This window comes from Kitasatospora sp. NPDC043949, from assembly GCF_056435365.1.
The window spans coordinates 49,679-65,508 of record NZ_JBWKEQ010000017.1 but is presented as its reverse complement, the minus strand read 5'-3'; the positions used below and the strand labels follow the sequence as shown (position 1 = coordinate 65,508).

The window sequence follows — 15,830 nt, the reverse complement described above, 5'->3', positions numbered from 1 at the left end:
AGGCATCGTGAGACGGTGTCCGGGACGCGGGCCCCGGGTGGGCGCGCCGCAGGGCGCGGCGCTCGGGGAAGCGGGCGGTGGCCGAGGGAAGTCGACCGATTAGACTGATCATCCGAAAGTGGATCAGTTTGCATCCTCCACCGACCCGCCCGAGGTACCCGCGATGAGCCAGTCCTGGAAGCCGCTCCCTGACGATCTTTCGGAACCCGCTCGGCGTCTGGCCGAGGAGCTGCGCGCGGTCAAGGACGCGCACCAGATCTCACTGGCCGAACTCGGGAAGAGGACCTACCTCAGCAAGGCCTCCTGGGAGCGCTGGCTGAACGGGAAGCGCCTGATCACCCCGCAGGCCCTGGCCGGCCTGATCGCCACGGTCGAGTGCGACGCCGATCTGCTCACCTCCCTGCTGCGGAAGGCCGAGGCCGCGCGCGACGCGGACGAGGCGCTCTCCCCCGAGGCCGCGCCCGCGTCGGCCGAAGCCCCTGCGCCCGCGCCGGCCGAGGCCCCCGAGCCCCAGCCCGTACCCGAGCCCGCGCCCGCACCGCCCGCCGAGGTGCCCGAGCCGGCGGCCGAAGCGCCCGACGCCGCCCCCGCCTCACCGCGGCCCGCCCCGTGGCGGCGGCCGGCGGCCGGCGTGGGAGCCGCCGTCGCCGCCGTGCTCATCCTGTTCGCGACCCTGTACCTGCGCGGCCCGCACGGCGGCAACGGCACGGCATCGGCGGCGACGCTCCCGCCGAAGACGGCGGCGACGACGGCCGCCGGGTCCGCGCCGCTCTGCGAGGGCGTCGGCTGCGCCGGCAAGGACCCCCAGGACATGCGGTGCGACGTCGACCAGCGCACCCTGCTGACCGGCAACGTGGGCAAGGTCGTCCTCTACGTCCACTACAGCCCGCGGTGCCGGGCCGCCTGGTCGGGGATCACCGACGGCTCCCCCGGGGACAGCGCCACCATCACCACCAACCACGGCTCGCAGGAGACCGCCCTGATCCACTGGGGCTACGACAACTACTCCGTGATGGTCGACGCGAGCCCCGGCGACACCACCTTGCAGGTGTGCGGCCACCAGAAGGAGGGCGACAGCTGCACCGGCGTCGTCACCGACCTCGCCGCCCGCGCGAGCGCCCTCCCCGGCCCCCCGCCTCCGGCCGCCGCTCCCACGCCCACGCCCACGCCGACACCCACGCCCACGCCGACGCTCTGAGGAGCCGCCACCATCGCGGCGAAACCCACTGGCGGCTCGGGCCCGCACGAACGAACATGGCCCGCATGAGCGACCAACCCGAGCGATGGACCCAGGCGACCGTCTACCCCGACATGTGGGCCGACCCGGACGACGACCCCCGCAACAGCGAGGGAGTCAGCCCGGACGGCGAACTCCCGACTCTGAACGACTTCCTGACGAACTACCGCCACACCCTGCGGATGAAGTGCGAGGGCCTGGACCCGGAGCAGCTGGCCCGCCGCTCCGTCCCGCCGTCGACGATGTCACTGCTCGGCCTCGTCCGGCACCTCGCCGAAGTGGAACGGGACTGGCGCGGCTGGATCAGCGACGGTGATCCGCTGCCGAAGCTCTACGGCCGGCGGGACGCGGACTTCGACGGAGCCGTCGCCGAGCAGGCCGAGGTCGACGCGGCCTTCGCCGACCTCGCCCGCGAACAGGCCGCCACCGACGCCGCCCTGGCCGCACACCCCGATCTGGGCGTGCGGCTGGGGAAGAACGGCATCGCGGTGCGAGAGCTGCTGGTGCACAGGATCGACGAGTACGCCCGTCACTGCGGGCACGCCGACCTGTTGCGCGAGTGCCTCGACGGGCGGGTCGGCCAGTGAGGCCCGTCCCGGTGCGCTGACCTCGGCGGGCGGCCCCGTCAGGCGGCGCCTCGCTGGAAGGCGGCGCCCCGCCGGAACACCGCAGACAGGCTCGCTCCCCCGGTGCCCGCCACCGCGCAGCGCAGCGCCAGCGGCCCGGAGTCCGAGAGCACCGTGATGCCGGTGCCGCCGCTCGCGAGCCGGTAGCCGTCCCGCGCCAGCGTCAGCTGGACGGTGGCCGCCTTCCGGGTGGGGTCGGCGACGGCGATGGAGAGGTCGCCGCCGTTCTCCCGGAGCAGGACGGAGCAGGGGGCGGAGACGGTCAGCGGGCCGACCGTGCCGGGGGCGAAGAAGTTGGCGAGGGTGAGTCCGAGTCCGGGCACGCTGATCGCCTGGGCGTCGGCCGTGTTGGCGAGCACGGTGGCCGTCGGGGCCGCCGCGCGGGCCGCCGCCTGGTCCGGGCCGGCCCCGGGCATCAGCACGTAGTGGTACGTCCCGTCGACGGGGTCGGTGCCGTGGTCGAGGCCGATCGACAGGTAGGTCCGGGTGATCGGGTCGGGCGCCCCGCCCCGGTTGATGTCGGCCCACGCCCCGGTCCGCCGTTCGCGGGCGAGGTCGAGGGTGGCGCCGTCGGGGAACACCCAGGCGCCCGACCCGGCCAGCGCCGCCCAGCGGACGCCGTCGGCCCTCCGGCTCCAGCCGGGGTCGGCGGGCTGGCGGACGCCGTCCAGCACGAACTCCCGATCTTCGCGGGCCCCGAGGTTGCGGTGGTCGACGGTCGTGCGGACGGCGACGCCGTCGGTGCAGCCGATGCCCGCGCCGAGGCAGACGATCGAATCGTCCAGGCAGAACCAGGACTTGCGCCCGACCAGGGCGGAGCCGAGGCCCCGGACGTCCTGGCCGACCACCGACCAGTCGCCGTCGCTCGCCCCGCCCGCCCAGGCGGTCGCCGGGCGGGCCTGGCCCCAGTCGCCGCCGGCCCCGTCGGCCAGCGGGCGCGTCGACACGGTGGTGCCGGGCAGCCGGTAGGGGTCGGCGGTGGGCCAGAAGGAGTCGCTGTACTGCTCGTCGCCCTGCTCGCCGCCGTACCAGTAGAGCATTCCGCTGCCGCTGTGCCAGGCCCGCAGGTTCTCGCCGTTCCCGCACTCGTAGAAGGCGGTCCGGGACGAGGACAGGCTGAGCTGCGCGCTCCAGCCGGGCCGGCGGTGGACGGCCCGGTCCATGGTGAACACCCGGCTGCCCGTGCCCTCGTCCGCCGCCCGGGTGCCGGAGTCCGCCAGGAGGGCCTGTGCGCGGGCGAGTTCGGGGATGTCGGCGAGGACGTTGGACAGGTAGGGGAGCACCTGGTCGCGCTGGAGGGAGCCCTTCACGGCGGCGCGCCAGGCCGCCGCCTGGGCGGCCGGCACCGACCCGGAGTCGGCCAGCCGCAGGACGTCCCCGAGCAGGGCGTGACCGCGCACGTGGTCGTCCAGGCGGGCCCGCCGTGCGTCGCCGGCCTGCACGCCCCGGCTGACGGCGCGGCCCGAAACCCCGTCCATCACCAGGCCGTTGAACAGGAACGGCAGGAACCCCCGGTCCACGGCGGTGAAGACGTTCCGCAGCGCGGGATCGGTGACGGCCCAGGGCGTTCCGGTGAGCAGGCGCAGCAGCCGGCTCAGGCTGCCGAGCAGCACCTCGCCGTAGCTGCCGGTGTACGGCACCCAGGTGTGCTGGACGAAGCTGCCGTCGGCGTAGATCCCGTCGCCGGTGGTCACGTAGCGGAACACCGGTGACAGCCCCCGCTGCGCGGCGGCGACCGGGGCCGCCGAGCGGCCGATGACACCGCGCAGCGCGAGCACCCGGCACAGGTCCACCCGGTTGGCCCCGGTGCTGGTCCCGGTGTACTTGTCGACCACCGTGGACGGGACGAAGTGGTCCACGGCCGCACCGCACGCGGCCGCCCGTTCGGCCGTCAGGAGGTCGCCGAGCAGCACGCACACGTCCAGCAGCGCCTGGGGGGCGCCGATCTGCCAGTCCCACCAGTTCCCGTACGACGTGGTGGTGGCGGTGTAGGCGCGCTGGAGCACCCAGTCCAGGCCGGTCGCGACGGCGGCGCCGAGGCCGGGATCGCCCGTCGAGCCGGTGGCCGGCCGGGTGAGGGCCAGAGCCATGAGCCGAAGCCGCCCGACCGTCGACGTGACGGCGGCGGAGGCCGAGCCGACCGGCAGGTCGGGCCAGAGCGACCCGGGCTGCGGGCTCAACGCGGCCTGGTGGCCCCGCGCCTGGTCGCCCAGCGCGGTGAGCGCGCGGGCGAACGGCGGCGCGGCCGGGTCGTACCCGGTTCCGGTCAGCTGCTCGGACCAGGCCGCGCGCATCGCGTCGTAGCCGTCGGCGGCCCGGGCCTCGGTGGGCCCGCCGAGCCACCACGCGGCCGCCGCGGCGGTGGCGGCGGCGCTGGTCCTGAGCAGTCCGCGCCTGCTCAGGACCGGTATCGCCGCCAGGTCACCGGTCTCCGTCCACGAGCTGTCCATCGGGCCGTCCTTCCTCGCGAACTCCCTTGTCTGACCGGAGAGTAAGCGCTTTCTATCGCGAGGACAACGCTTCCGGCACGGGCCCGTGACCGGAGGGCCGGCTACCCGACCGGCCCCGTCGACCCGCGGGGCACCAGTTCGGTGGCGAGGACGGCCCGCTGCGGCTCGGGGCCGGGGCGGTGCAGCGCGAGGCGCAGCGCCGTGCGGCCGAGGCCGAGGTGCGGGATGCGCACGGTGGTCAGGCCGGGCCTGAGGTCCTCGGCCCCGGGCAGGTCGTTGAAGCCGACCACCGAGACCTGTCCGGGCACGGCGATCCCGTGCTCCCGCAGGACCGTCAGCACGACGGCCGCCACGTCGTCGTCGTGCGCGAAGACCGCCGAGAAGTCCGGCGGCCCCTGGGCCAGGCGGCGGCGCAGCCAGGCCCGCGCCCCGTCCCGGGTGTGGCACCCCTCCACCGTCAGTTCGGCCGGGCGGCGCAGGCCGTGGGCCGCCAGCGCGGCCTCGTACCCGGCGAGGCGCTCCCGGGTGGTGGTGGTCGCGGCCGGTCCGCCGAGGAAGAGGATCCGCCGGTGGCCCAGCGCCAGCAGGTGGTCGACGGCCGCCCGCGCGCCGCCCGCGTTGTCGTAGTGCACGGCCGTCAGCGGCAGCTCCTCCCCCGGGGCCGGCCGGCCGCAGAGCACCAGCCGGGAGCCGGCCGCGTCCAGGATGCGCGCCAACCGGGCGATCCGGGAGCGGTACCCCGGGCTGTCCTCCACCCCGCCCACCAGCACGACGGCCTCCACGTCGCGCGCCCGCATCTCCTCGACCAGCGTCAGTTCGCGGTCGGGGTCGTCGTCGGTCGCCGCCACCAGGCAGAGGCAGCCCTCGTCCACCGCCTGCCGCTCCACGCCGTGGGCGACCCGGTTGTGGAAGGGCGCCGCGAGGTTGCCCAGCAGGATCGCCACCGTCCGGGACCGCCGGCCGGCCAGCGCCCGCGCCTGCGCGTTGACGACGTAGTCGAGGTCGCGCACCGCGCGCAGCACCCGCTCCCGGGTGGCCCCGGCCACCGGGTAGTCGCCCGCCAGCACGCGCGACACCGTCGCCATCGACACGCCCGCCAGCGCCGCCACGTCGTTCACCGTGGGCCTGCCCCGCCGGGCTCTCCCCCCGTCGCTCACCGCTGTCCCCCCGGTCCCGACCAGCTCCACGCCCGGCCTCCACGGCGGGCCGTGCCCCGAGGATACGGGCGGACGCCCTTCCCGCCTCCGCAGACCTCCGAAGACCTCCGCCAACTGCTCGCCGGCCGTCCCGCGTCCGGCGGGCTCAGGAACCGTCGTCAGATGTCGGACGTCACTCCCCCTGCAAGCCGTTCGCGCAGGTCGCGGGCGAGTGGGAGCCGGAAGGGACGGGTGGGGAACGGTGACGCAGGTGACCGAGGTGACCGAGGTGGCGGACGGGGCCGTGGCCGGTGTGGACGGAGCTGCGCCGCAGGGGCGGCGGGCGTTCGCGGTGGCCGGGTTCGCGTCGGGGCGGGGCGGGCGGGCGCGGGAACGGGGGAAGGCGCTGCGCGGGCGCATCCCCCGGGAACGGCACGCGGAGTTCTCGCCCGGGCCCGAGCGGCCGACGGCCGTCGAGGCGATCGAGGCGTCCAACGCGGGCCGGATCGCCGCGTTGGTGCCGATCCGGGTGGGGCGGATGGCCGCCACGCCGTTCGCGTTCCTGCGCGGTTCGGCCGGACTGATGGCCGCCGACCTGGCGGGCACCCCGGACACCGGGGTCGGCGCCCAGCTGTGCGGGGACGCGCACGCCGCCAACTTCGGGCTGTACGGGGACGCCCGCGGGCAACTGGTGATGGACATCAACGACTTCGACGAGACCGTGCCCGGCCCGTGGGAGTGGGACCTCAAGCGGCTGGCCGCGAGCCTGGTGCTGGCCGGCCGCGAGACCGGGGCCGACGAGACCACCGCCCGGGAGGCCGCCCAGCACGCGGCCGGCTCCTACCGCCGGACGATGCGCACGCTCGCCAAGCTGCCCGCGCTGGACGCCTGGAACGCCGTCGCGGACGAGCAGTTGGTCTCCTTCACCGAGGCGCACGACCTGGCCGAGGTGCTGCGCAAGGTCGGCACGAAGGCGCTGGGCAACACCAGCGCCAGGTTCGCCGCCCGCAGCACCGCCCGTACGGCGGACGGCGGACGGCGGTTCACGGCCGCTCCGCCGGTGCTCACCGAGGTGACCGACGCGACCGCGCGGGCCGTCGCGCAGTCGCTCGGCCCGTACGTGGCGACGGTGCCCGCCGAGGTGCGCACCCTGCTGTCCCGCTACCGGGTGCAGGACGTGGCGTTCCGGGTGGTGGGCACCGGCAGCGTCGGCACCCGCTCGTACGTGGTGCTGCTCACCGACCACCGGGACCAGCCGCTGGTGCTCCAGGTGAAGGAGGCCCGCCCGTCCGTGCTGCTGCCGTACCTGGAGCGCGCGGGCCACCCGGTGGCCGGTCAGGACGGCCACGAGGGCCGCCGGGTGGTGCTCGGGCAGAAGCACATGCAGGTGGTCAGCGACACCCTGCTGGGCTGGACGACGGTGGACGGACTCCCCTACCAGGTCCGGCAGTTCCGCAACCGCAAGGGCAGCGTCGACCCGGCCGCGCTGCTGCCGGGCCAACTGGACGACTACGCCCGGATCACCGGCGCCCTGCTGGCCCGGGCGCACGCGCACACCGCCGACCCCGACCTGCTGGCCGGCTACTGCGGCAGGAGCGAGGCGCTGGACGAGGCGGTCGCCGCCTTCGCCGTCGCGTACGCGGACCGGACCGAGGCCGACCACGCCGACCTGGTCGCGGCGGTGCGCGCCGGCCGTCTGCCGGCCGAGTTCGGCGTCTGACCGGGGGCACCGGGCCCGAACGGGGCCCGCGCGTCAGGACGCCCGGGTCAGGCGGACAGGAACGGCGCCACCGCGGCGACGAACTCGACGGGCCGGGCACTGTGCACGAGGTGCCCGGCCTCGATGGTGACCATCCGGCAGTCCGGGATCAGCCGGGCGAGCTCGGCGAGCCGCTCCTGCGGGACGTGGCTCGCCGAGCCGCCCGCGACCACCAGGGTGCGGGCGGTGATCCCGGCCATCCCCGCCAGCCAGGCCGGGTCGGGGGTGTCGACCTGCGCCTTGACGGCCTTCACCACGGCCCAGTCGAAGTGCACCGGCTCCTCCGGCGCGTCCGGCACCGCGCCGGCCGGGCGCGGGTGCGGTGCCGGGATGTCCTCCAGGACCAGACGGCCGATCCGCTCCGGCCGGGCCTGGGCGACCAGGTAGCCGACCACGCCGCCCATCGAGTGGCCGACCAGGTCGACCCGCGCCAGGCCGAGCGCGTCGAGGAAGGCGAGCACGTCGTCGCGCATCTCCTCCAGGCCGTACCGGGCGGTGCGGCCGCTGTCGCCGTGGCCGCGCAGGTCGAGCGCGTACACGCGGTGCCTGGGGGCGAGCTCCGGCAGGACGACGTCCCAGTCCGTGGCGCGCTCCCCGAGGGCGTGCAGCAGCACCAGCGCCGGGCCGTCCGGCGGGCCGCTCTCGCGGTAGGCGAGCGCCACCTCGGGCAGGTCCACGATCCGGTTCTCGGTCATGCCCGCCACCGTACGTGCGGGCCTGCGCTAACGGACCGCTGTTCGCCCACGGCTCACCGCGACGGGCTCGCCGGTCGCCTCCCGGGCCGCCCGCCGGCCGGCGAACACCGAGGCCAGGACGGCGAGGGCGGCGACCGCCGCGCACACCACGCTGGTGGCCAGGTAGGCGGAGCGGTGGTCGCCGCCCCCGGCGGTCTGCCGCAGGTAGACGCCGGACAGCGCCGAGACCGCGACCGCCGCCGCGATCCGCTGGGCCATCTGCAGGATGGCCCCGCTCACCCCGGCCGCCTCGGCGGGCGCGTGGCGCAACACGTACGCCTGGTTGGTGGCGCCCATCACGCCGATCGAGGCGCCGCCGAACAGTTGCAGCAGCGCCAGCAGCCAGGGCAGGACGGCCGCGGGCGCCCAGTGCGCGACGAGTCCGCTCGCCAGCATGACCAGGGCGGAGCCGGTCATGCCCGCGGTGATGGTGCGCCGCCCGAAGCGCTGCACCACCCGCCAGGCCAGCGCGGAGGCGACGCCCATGGCCACCGCCGAGGGCAGCGCAACGAGTGCGGCGCCCATCGGGGAGAGCCCGAGGCCGTCCTGGAGGAACATGGTGAGCACCAGTCCGGCGGCGAGCGAGGAGCCGAACTGGGCCATCGCGGTCGCGGTGCCGAGCGCGTACGGCGCGGAGCGGGTGAGTGCCGGGTGGATCAGCGGGTGGCCGCCGGAGCGGGCGTAGCGGCGCTGCCACCAGGCGAGGGCGCCGAGCAGCAGGACGGCGACGGCGGCGAAGGCCAGCCAGCCGGTCCAGCCCGGCGGTTGGACGAACGGCAGCATCAGGGCGAGGGTGAGCGCGGCGACCAGCAGCAGGCCGACCAGGTCGAGGTCGGCGTGCCGGGCACTCGGGCGCGGCCTGGGCAGGTGACGCACCGCCAGCGCGACGGTGGCCAGGCCGAACGGCACGTTGAGCAGGAAGGTCAGCCGCCAGCCGTGCTCGGGGCCGGCCGCCGCCAGGACCGCGCCGCCGATCGGCGGGCCGAGCGCGAAGGCCAGCCCGCCCGTGACGGCGTACATGCCGAGGGCGCGGGCCCGTAGTTGGCCGTCGAACACGTCCTGGAGGGTGCCGATCATCTGCGAGTTGACCAGTCCGGCGCCCACGCCCTGGAGCAGCCGGGCGGCGATCAGCACCTCGGGCGCGGTGGCGGTCGCCGAGACCAGGCTGACCAGGGTGAACAGGGTGAGGCCGGTGACGAAGAACCACTTGCGGCCCCTGACGTCGCCCAGCCGCCCGCCGGGGATCAGTGCCAGGCCGAAGGCGAGCGAGTAGCCGGCCACGATCCACTGGAGGTGGGCGGGTTGGGCGTGCAGGCTCTCGCGCAGGGCCGGGATGGAGGTGTTGAGGACGGACTGGTCGAGCAGCGTGGTGAAGCCGCCGGCGACGCAGACCAGCAGGACGCGGCGCCCGGCGGCGTCGAAGCGCTCGCGGGGCCCGGCGGCTATCCGGGTCTTCGGGCGCCTCACGGTTCCACCACCACCAGGGCGTACCGGGCGTCGTCCGGGCCGGGGGCGCGGAAGCGGCTGGTCCCGGAGACGTAGCGCAGGCAGTCGCCGGGGCCGAGCAGGTGCCGCTCGCCGTCGACGGTGAGCTCCAACACCCCCTCGAACACCCACAGGTGGTGTTCCAGGTCCGCCAGGCAGGGGCGGTCGTAGGCGATGTCGGCGCCGGCGGGCAGCCGGCCCTCGACGATCTCGGCGCGCAGCGAGCCGTGCGGCGGGGAGACGGAGCGGCGGACGAAGCCGGTGGTCTCGTCCCGCCAGATCCGCTGGTCCGCGGCCCGCACCAGCCGGGCCGGCGCCGACTCGACCTCGGCGAGCAGCCGGGACATGGTCCGCCCGTAGACGGCGCAGAGCCGCCCGAGCAGCGCGGCGGTCGGGCTGACCTCGGCCCGTTCGACGCGCGACAGCGTCGAACGGCTGACGTCCGCCAGCCGGGCCAGTTCCTCCAGCGTCCAGCCCCGTTCCAGCCTCAATTCGGCGAGCCGGTTGGCGAGCCGCTCGTCGACGGCCGTCTCGATTCCCATATTCGCGATGCTATCCCGGATATGAGATCACTCCCAGGGGCGCGGGCCGCTGTGACCGGGGCGTGGAGAAGGGCGGGAGGCGTGGACTCGGCCGGGACGGCGCGCCGCGTTCGGGTGCGCGCCCCTGCGCTCCTCGCGCCCTCTCCCTTCCTCCGGCTCCTCCGCCGCCTCGACTCTTCCGCCCCCTCGGCCCGGGAGGGGCGGTGATCATATGATGTGCGGCGGATCAGGGCTGGTCAGCGGCCCACCGGCGAGGGGGAACCATGTTCGGCATCATCAGACCGTGCAAGCACCGGCTGTCCGAACGGCTTCAGGCGTCGTGGCTGGCGCACCTGTGCGGGCTCTGCCTCGCGCTGCGCGACGACCACGGTCAACTCGCCCGCACCGCCACCAACTACGACGGCCTGATCATCTCGGTCCTGGTCGAGGCCCAGGCCGCCCGCGAGGACGCCTCCTGGCGGCGCACCGCCGGGCCCTGCCCGCTGCGCGGCATGCGCACCGCCTCCGTCGCCCGGGGCGAGGGCGCCCGGCTCGCCGCCGCCGTCTCGCTCGCCCTCGCCTCGGTCAAGATCCGCGACCACGTCGAGGACCGTGACGGCGTGTTCGGCCGCCGCCCGGTCGCCGTCGGGGCCCGCGCGGTCACCCGGCGGTGGGACCGGCAGAGCGCCGGCAGCGCCTCGACGGTCGGCTTCGACACCGGCGTACTCCTCGAAGCCGCCTCCCGGCAGGGCGAGTTGGAGCGGTCGCTGCCGCCCGGCGGCTCAGTCCTGCTGGTCACCGAGCCCACCGAGACCGCCACCTCGGCCGCGTTCGCGCACACCGCCGTCCTCGCCGGGCGCCCCGGCAACGCCGCCCCACTCGCCGAGGCCGGCCGGCTCTTCGGCCGGCTCGCCCACCTCCTCGACGCCGCCGAGGACCAGGCCGCCGACGCCGCCGGCGGCGCCTGGAACCCGCTGACCGCCACCGGCACCGGGCGCGCCGAAGCCGAACGCCTGTGCCGCGACGCCGTCCACGGCATCCGGCTCGCGCTGCGCGAGGTCGAACTGACCGACCGGGCCCTGGTGCACCTGCTGCTCGCGCACGAGACCGAGCGGGCCGTCGAGCGGGTCTTCGGCCCGGCCGCCCACGCAGCCGCCTGCCAGACCCGGAACGCCGGACCCGCCGCCGACGGGTCGGCGCACGCGGCGACCGGCGGGCACCCGCACGCCGCCGGGGAGCACCCGCACGACGCGCCGCCGCGCCAGGCGCCGCCCGGGCAGACTCCCGGTCAGGATCCCGGCCGGACCCCGCTCCCGCCGTGGGTGCCCCAGGGCCCCGGCTTCACCCCGATCGGCGCCAAGCCGCCGCGACCGCGCAACCTGCTGGCCGGGTGCGCCGTGTGGGCGCTGATGGCCTGCACCTGCCAGTTGCTCTGCTGCGAGCACAACGACCCGTTCAACCGGGAGCGCCGGGAGGGCTGGTGCCAGCGGCACGACTGCGACTGCGCCGACTGCTGCGACCCCTGCAATTGCTGCAACGGTTGCGATGGCTGCGACGGCTGTGGCTGTTGTGATGGTTGTGACTGCTGCGACTGCAGCTGCTGACGTGCCGTACCGTCAGCCGTCCGGATTCCACCGCGCCGCCGGCGGCAGCGGCGGCATCTGCGACACCGCCACCTGATCGACCGCCACCGGCCCGGAGCGCCCCCGCGGCACCCCGGGCCGGTCAGCCGGCCCGTACGCCTCACCGCGCCGCCAGAGCGGCAGCACCACCACCGGGCGCCGCTCCGACCCGTCAGGCATCGGACCCGGCCGCCGCCCGTCGCCTCGCCCGGTCAGCCGTCCGATCCGCCGCCAGCGAGTTCTCCAACCGTGCCAGCAACTCCCGGAACCGCTCGGTGTCCTGCTCCGTCATCCGCCCCTCGGGCGCCGCCCCCGGCCACTCGGCCGTCATCTCGTTCATGGGTCCGACGTTACGCCCCGACGATCAACAGGCGATAAATGCGGAACGCACGCCTACGGGTGCGGCGGTGAACGGAGCCGGTCCTCTTGGCGCGCGTGGGGGTTGGTGGTTCACTTCCCATGTTAGGCAACTTTCCTAACATGACATCAGCGCTCGACCGCCTCCCCCGCGAGAGGAACACCTCCCCATGGGACGTAGCAGCACCAGGACACTGATCGCCGCGGCGGCACTCGCCGCCCTGCTCCCGCTCGCCTCCGCACCGGCCGGGGCCACCGCACCCGTCGCACCCGCCCCGCACAGCCCGCGGGCCGCCTTCCAGCACCCCGGCGTGCTGGTCGGCGACCAGCAACTCGGCTTCCTCAAGGACAAGCTGGCGGCCGGGGCCGAACCCTGGACGTCCGCCTTCGCCGGCCTCCGGTCGAGCAAGTACGCCTCGCTGGACTGGCGGCCCCGGCCGCGCGCCACCGTCGAGTGCGGGTCCAGCTCCCACCCCGACAACGGCTGTTCGGACGAGCGCGACGACGCGATGGCCGCCTACGCCCACGCCCTGCAGTGGGTGCTCACCCGCGACCAGCGGTACGCCGACAAGGCGATCGAGATCATGGACGCCTGGTCGGCCGTGATCCAGGAGCACACCAACAGCAACGCCCCGCTGCAGACCGGCTGGTCGGGCAACAACTGGTCCCGGGCCGCCGAGTTGATCCGCCACTCCGGGGCGGGCTGGCCGGCCGCCTCGGTCGACCGCTTCGCCACCATGCTGCGCACCGTCTACGTGCCGCTGCTGTCGCCCGGCAGCCCGCGCAAGAACGGCAACTGGGAGCTGATCGAGACCGACGCCCTGATGGGCATCGCGGTCTTCCTCGACGACCGCGGCCTGTTCGACCAGGCCGCCGGCATGTGGCGCAAGCGCCTGCCCGCCTACGTCTACCTGTCCTCCGACGGCGATCTGCCGGTGCCGCCGCCCAAGGCCGGGATCGAGGGCGAGGCCGCGCTGGTGAAGTACTGGTCCGGCCAGTCGACCTTCGTGGACGGGCTCTCGCAGGAGACCTGCCGCGACTTCGGGCACACCGGCTGGGGCCTGGAGGCCGCCGCCCAGACCGCCGAGACCGCCCGGCTCCAGGGCCTCGACCTGTGGGGCGAGGGGCGTGAACGGCTGGTCAAGGCCCTGGAGTTCCACACCGCCTACGACAACGGCGCGAACGTGCCGGACTGGCTCTGCGACGGCTCGGCGAAGACCGGCCTCGGCCCGGCCGTCCAGCTCGCGTACAACGAGTACCACCTGCGCGAGGGCGTGGCGATGCCGCAGACCGAGCAGTACGTGGCCGCGCACAGCCCGTTCGGGGCCAACTACTTCATCGGCTGGGAGACCCTGACCCACACCAGCGCGCCCTGACGGCGCGGGCGGCAAGCGGCGGTTCCGGGAGTGCACCCGCCCGGAGCCGCCGTCGCGGCTGCTCCCTTCCCGGGAGCGTCCGTTCCGGGAACGGGCCTTCCGGTAACAGGTGGTCCCGGAACGGGCGTTCTCGGGAACGCCCGTTCCGCGCGTGACTCACCCCTCGGGGAACAGGCCCTCCAGGACGGCGGCCACCCCGTCCTCGTCGTTGCTGCCGATGACGTGGTCCACCGCGGCCAGCACCTCCGGGTGGGCGTTGGCGACGCCGTACGAGGTGCCCGCCCAGGCCATCATCGGCAGGTCGTTGGGCATGTCGCCGAACGCGACCGCCTGCTCGCGGGTGATCCCGCGCCGCCGCGCCAGGTCGCCGAGCGCGGCGGCCTTGCTGACGCCCTTCGCGACGGCCTCGACCAGCCGCTCGCCGTTCGCGTGGTAGACCGTCACCAGCTCGCCGAGCACCGGACGGGCCAGCGCCAGCAGCTCGTCCGCGGACAGCTCCGGGTGACGGCCGATCAGCTTGGGCGCCGGGCGGCCGAACAGCCGTGTGTCGTCGAGGCGTTGCACCGCGGTGTCGGCGTCCCAGGCGCCCGCCTCGTAGTGCGCGTCCCCGGCCAGCTCCTGGGCGTACTCGACGGCCAGCCCGATCCCCGGCACGGCCTCGCGCAGCCGCCGGGCGCTCTCGCCGAGCACGTCGACCGGGATCGGGTTCTCGGCGATCACCGTGCGGGTGCGCATGTCGTAGCCGAAGGCGCCGTTGGAGCAGATCGCCACGCCCCGGTGGCCGAAGGCGGCCGCGATCTCGCCCATCAGGCGCGGCGGGCGGCCGGTGACCAGGACGACGAGCCCGCCGGCCCGTTCGACCCGGGCGAGGGCGGCGACGGTACGGGCCGAGACGGTGCGGTCGCCGCGCACGATCGTCCCGTCGAGGTCGGTGGCCACCAGGCGCGGCGGCCGTATCGGGGTGACGGTGGGTGGGGTGGTGCTCGGGAGGCTCATGGGTCGGTGCTCCGTGCTGGTCGGGGTTTCGGTGGGGCGGCCGGGCGCGGGGACGTGTCCAGTACGCGCGCGTACGGCGCAGGCGGTGCGCACGCGGCGGGCACGCGGTGTGTGCGTGCGCGCGGGGCACCCGGGTCGGCGGTGCAGGGAGCTCGCGGGCCGGGCCCGGCGGTGGCCGGGCAGTCGGTCGCCAGACGCTCGGACGGTATCACCGGGGTGGCCCGATCGGCGACGACCGAGTACCGCCTCCGAGACCGAAGTAATTTTATTAGGAAACTTTCCTTACCTTATAGACCGTCACCGACCGCAGACCGTACTCTGCTGCCGCGAGCTCGCGCTCTTGCCCCCACAGCGCCCGGTCGGCCGGCGCGCCACCCCCCACTGCCTCCGGCGGCACCGCCCCGGAGATCGGAGCACACCCATGCGAGTTTCCCGAACCCGACGCCTCGCCGCCGCCACCGCGGCAGCCGCCCTGGTCGCCGGTGCGGCCTGGGCCGCCACCTCCGCCTCGGCGTCCGCCGCCCCCGCCCGGGCGACCGCCGCGGCCGTGCAGCGGGCGTCCGCAGGCGGCCTGACCCCCGATCAGCACCGCCGGGCCGACCAGCTGATCAGCATCTTCGAGAACAGCACCACCGAACTCCAGTACGGCTACGCCGAGAACATCAACGACGGCCGCGGCGTCACCGCCGGCCGCGCCGGCTTCACCACCAACGACGGCGACGCGCTCAAGGTCGTCCGCGCCTACACCGCCGCCTCCCCCGACAACCCGCTCGCCCGCTTCATCCCCGAGCTGGAGCGCCTGGCCGCCGCCGGCAGCGGCGACACCAGCGGCCTGCCCGAGAGCGACTACGTCGCCGCCTGGAAGCAGGCCGCCCAGGACGCCACCTTCCGGCAGGTCCAGGACGACCAGGTCGACCAGCGCTACTTCACCCCCGCCATGAACCAGGCCGACCAGCTCGGCCTCACCACCGCCCTCGCCCGCGCCGAGTTGTACGACGCCTCCATCCAGCACGGCAACGGCAGCGAGTACGACGCCCTGCCCGCCCTCATCAGCCGCACCAACACCAAGGTCGGCTCGCCGTCCGGCGCCGGCGAGAGCACCTGGCTGAACGCCTTCTTCGACGTCCGCGTCGACGACCTCACCAACCCGGCCAACTCCTCCACCGCCGCCGAATGGAGCAAGTCCGTCGACCGGGTCGAGTGCCTGCGCCGGATCGCCGCCACCGGCAACTACAACCTGGACGGCCCGCTCAGCGTCACCGCCTTCGGCTCCGGCTACACCATCGACTGACCCACCCGCACCCGTCGAGCCCGGGGTCCAGTGTGTGGGACCGGACCCCGGCCCGGCGAGGCCCGCCGCCGGACTCCCCGACCCCGGCGGAGCGCGGCCGCGCCGGGCGATCCGACCGCCGGTGGCGGCAGGGAGCCGGGACTCCCCGCCGCCACCGGCGGTCCGCGCTTCCACTCCTCCACTCCGCCGATCCGCTCACCGCCCGTCCTCTCACCGTCCGTCCTCGTTCGTCGGCTGACG

The 15,830-nt window shown here is 75.2% G+C and carries 14 protein-coding genes; 6 read left to right on the top strand and 8 right to left on the bottom strand.

What is annotated here, in order from left to right:
- Nucleotides 1–118: 118 nt before the first annotated feature.
- Together AC07AL_RS16425 and AC07AL_RS16420 are read left to right on the top strand one after the other, a co-directional pair.
- Nucleotides 119–1,198 carry a DUF2690 domain-containing protein gene (locus AC07AL_RS16425; RefSeq protein ID WP_478317692.1) on the top strand — a complete coding sequence of 360 codons (1,080 nt, stop codon included), beginning with the start codon at nucleotides 119–121 and terminating at the stop codon, nucleotides 1,196–1,198.
- Nucleotides 1,199–1,254: 56 nt separating this feature from the next.
- Nucleotides 1,255–1,824 carry a DinB family protein gene (locus AC07AL_RS16420; protein ID WP_363586480.1) on the top strand — a complete coding sequence of 190 codons (570 nt, stop codon included), beginning with the start codon at nucleotides 1,255–1,257 and terminating at the stop codon, nucleotides 1,822–1,824.
- 38 nt (nucleotides 1,825–1,862) lie between these two features.
- Here AC07AL_RS16420 and AC07AL_RS16415 read toward each other — a convergent pair whose 3' ends face one another.
- Nucleotides 1,863–4,313, bottom strand: coding sequence for a polysaccharide lyase 8 family protein (locus AC07AL_RS16415; protein ID WP_478317691.1), 2,451 nt, complete (start codon nucleotides 4,311–4,313; stop codon nucleotides 1,863–1,865).
- 101 nt (nucleotides 4,314–4,414) lie between these two features.
- Nucleotides 4,415–5,422 (bottom strand): LacI family DNA-binding transcriptional regulator, encoded by a 1,008-nt coding sequence (locus AC07AL_RS16410; protein ID WP_400805945.1) that lies wholly within the window; start codon nucleotides 5,420–5,422, stop codon nucleotides 4,415–4,417.
- Nucleotides 5,423–5,729: 307 nt separating this feature from the next.
- Here AC07AL_RS16410 and AC07AL_RS16405 point away from each other — a divergent pair, with 307 nt between their 5' ends.
- Complete coding sequence (locus tag AC07AL_RS16405; RefSeq protein WP_478317727.1) at nucleotides 5,730–7,169, top strand: DUF2252 domain-containing protein; 1,440 nt, start codon at nucleotides 5,730–5,732, stop codon at nucleotides 7,167–7,169.
- A gap of 47 nt (nucleotides 7,170–7,216) precedes the next feature.
- Here AC07AL_RS16405 and AC07AL_RS16400 read toward each other — a convergent pair whose 3' ends face one another.
- Genes AC07AL_RS16400 through AC07AL_RS16390 form a run of 3 tightly spaced genes read right to left on the bottom strand, consistent with a single transcriptional unit; the run spans nucleotide 7,217 to nucleotide 9,969 of the window.
- Nucleotides 7,217–7,903, bottom strand: a complete 687-nt coding sequence (locus tag AC07AL_RS16400) for an alpha/beta fold hydrolase (RefSeq protein WP_400805948.1) — start codon at nucleotides 7,901–7,903, stop codon at nucleotides 7,217–7,219.
- Between the two features lie 27 nt (nucleotides 7,904–7,930).
- A complete protein-coding gene (locus tag AC07AL_RS16395; RefSeq protein ID WP_363586484.1) occupies nucleotides 7,931–9,409 on the bottom strand; it encodes an MFS transporter in 1,479 nt (492 codons plus the stop codon).
- Nucleotides 9,406–9,969: a helix-turn-helix domain-containing protein gene (locus tag AC07AL_RS16390; protein WP_363630482.1), complete on the bottom strand. Its 564-nt coding sequence runs from the start codon at nucleotides 9,967–9,969 to the stop codon at nucleotides 9,406–9,408. The genes AC07AL_RS16395 and AC07AL_RS16390 overlap by 4 nt, the downstream gene beginning before the upstream one ends.
- 263 nt (nucleotides 9,970–10,232) lie before the next feature.
- Here AC07AL_RS16390 and AC07AL_RS16385 point away from each other — a divergent pair, with 263 nt between their 5' ends.
- Complete coding sequence (locus tag AC07AL_RS16385) at nucleotides 10,233–11,552, top strand: proline-rich domain-containing protein (protein WP_478317689.1); 1,320 nt, start codon at nucleotides 10,233–10,235, stop codon at nucleotides 11,550–11,552.
- A 12-nt stretch (nucleotides 11,553–11,564) separates the two neighbouring features.
- Here the strand turns inward: AC07AL_RS16385 and AC07AL_RS16380 are convergent, their stop codons facing one another.
- Both AC07AL_RS16380 and AC07AL_RS16375 read right to left on the bottom strand, forming a co-directional pair.
- The gene (locus AC07AL_RS16380; protein ID WP_478317688.1) at nucleotides 11,565–11,750 is read right to left on the bottom strand and encodes a hypothetical protein; all 186 of its coding nucleotides are present in this window, start codon (nucleotides 11,748–11,750) and stop codon (nucleotides 11,565–11,567) included.
- Nucleotides 11,743–11,910, bottom strand: a complete 168-nt coding sequence (locus AC07AL_RS16375) for a hypothetical protein (RefSeq protein ID WP_350879489.1) — start codon at nucleotides 11,908–11,910, stop codon at nucleotides 11,743–11,745. The genes AC07AL_RS16380 and AC07AL_RS16375 overlap by 8 nt, the downstream gene beginning before the upstream one ends.
- A gap of 187 nt (nucleotides 11,911–12,097) precedes the next feature.
- Here AC07AL_RS16375 and AC07AL_RS16370 point away from each other — a divergent pair, with 187 nt between their 5' ends.
- Nucleotides 12,098–13,303, top strand: coding sequence for an alginate lyase family protein (locus tag AC07AL_RS16370; RefSeq protein WP_363586487.1), 1,206 nt, complete (start codon nucleotides 12,098–12,100; stop codon nucleotides 13,301–13,303).
- Between the two features lie 156 nt (nucleotides 13,304–13,459).
- On the opposite strand, the gene AC07AL_RS16365 is transcribed toward AC07AL_RS16370, so the two are convergent.
- Complete coding sequence (locus AC07AL_RS16365) at nucleotides 13,460–14,299, bottom strand: HAD family hydrolase (protein ID WP_363586488.1); 840 nt, start codon at nucleotides 14,297–14,299, stop codon at nucleotides 13,460–13,462.
- Nucleotides 14,300–14,720: 421 nt separating this feature from the next.
- Here AC07AL_RS16365 and AC07AL_RS16360 point away from each other — a divergent pair, with 421 nt between their 5' ends.
- Nucleotides 14,721–15,590, top strand: coding sequence for a chitosanase (locus AC07AL_RS16360; protein ID WP_478317686.1), 870 nt, complete (start codon nucleotides 14,721–14,723; stop codon nucleotides 15,588–15,590).
- Nucleotides 15,591–15,830: the final 240 nt, after the last annotated feature.

Coding starts and splice junctions, on each gene's coding strand:
- AC07AL_RS16400 (WP_400805948.1), bottom strand. CDS start 7,903: ATGACCGAGAACCGGATCGTGGACCTGCCCGAGGTGGCGCTCGCCTAC.
- AC07AL_RS16360 (WP_478317686.1), top strand. CDS start 14,721: ATGCGAGTTTCCCGAACCCGACGCCTCGCCGCCGCCACCGCGGCAGCC.
- AC07AL_RS16380 (WP_478317688.1), bottom strand. CDS start 11,750: ATGCCTGACGGGTCGGAGCGGCGCCCGGTGGTGGTGCTGCCGCTCTGG.
- AC07AL_RS16370 (WP_363586487.1), top strand. CDS start 12,098: ATGGGACGTAGCAGCACCAGGACACTGATCGCCGCGGCGGCACTCGCC.
- AC07AL_RS16390 (WP_363630482.1), bottom strand. CDS start 9,969: ATGGGAATCGAGACGGCCGTCGACGAGCGGCTCGCCAACCGGCTCGCC.
- AC07AL_RS16375 (WP_350879489.1), bottom strand. CDS start 11,910: ATGAACGAGATGACGGCCGAGTGGCCGGGGGCGGCGCCCGAGGGGCGG.
- AC07AL_RS16415 (WP_478317691.1), bottom strand. CDS start 4,313: ATGGACAGCTCGTGGACGGAGACCGGTGACCTGGCGGCGATACCGGTC.
- AC07AL_RS16365 (WP_363586488.1), bottom strand. CDS start 14,299: ATGAGCCTCCCGAGCACCACCCCACCCACCGTCACCCCGATACGGCCG.
- AC07AL_RS16420 (WP_363586480.1), top strand. CDS start 1,255: ATGGCCCGCATGAGCGACCAACCCGAGCGATGGACCCAGGCGACCGTC.
- AC07AL_RS16385 (WP_478317689.1), top strand. CDS start 10,233: ATGTTCGGCATCATCAGACCGTGCAAGCACCGGCTGTCCGAACGGCTT.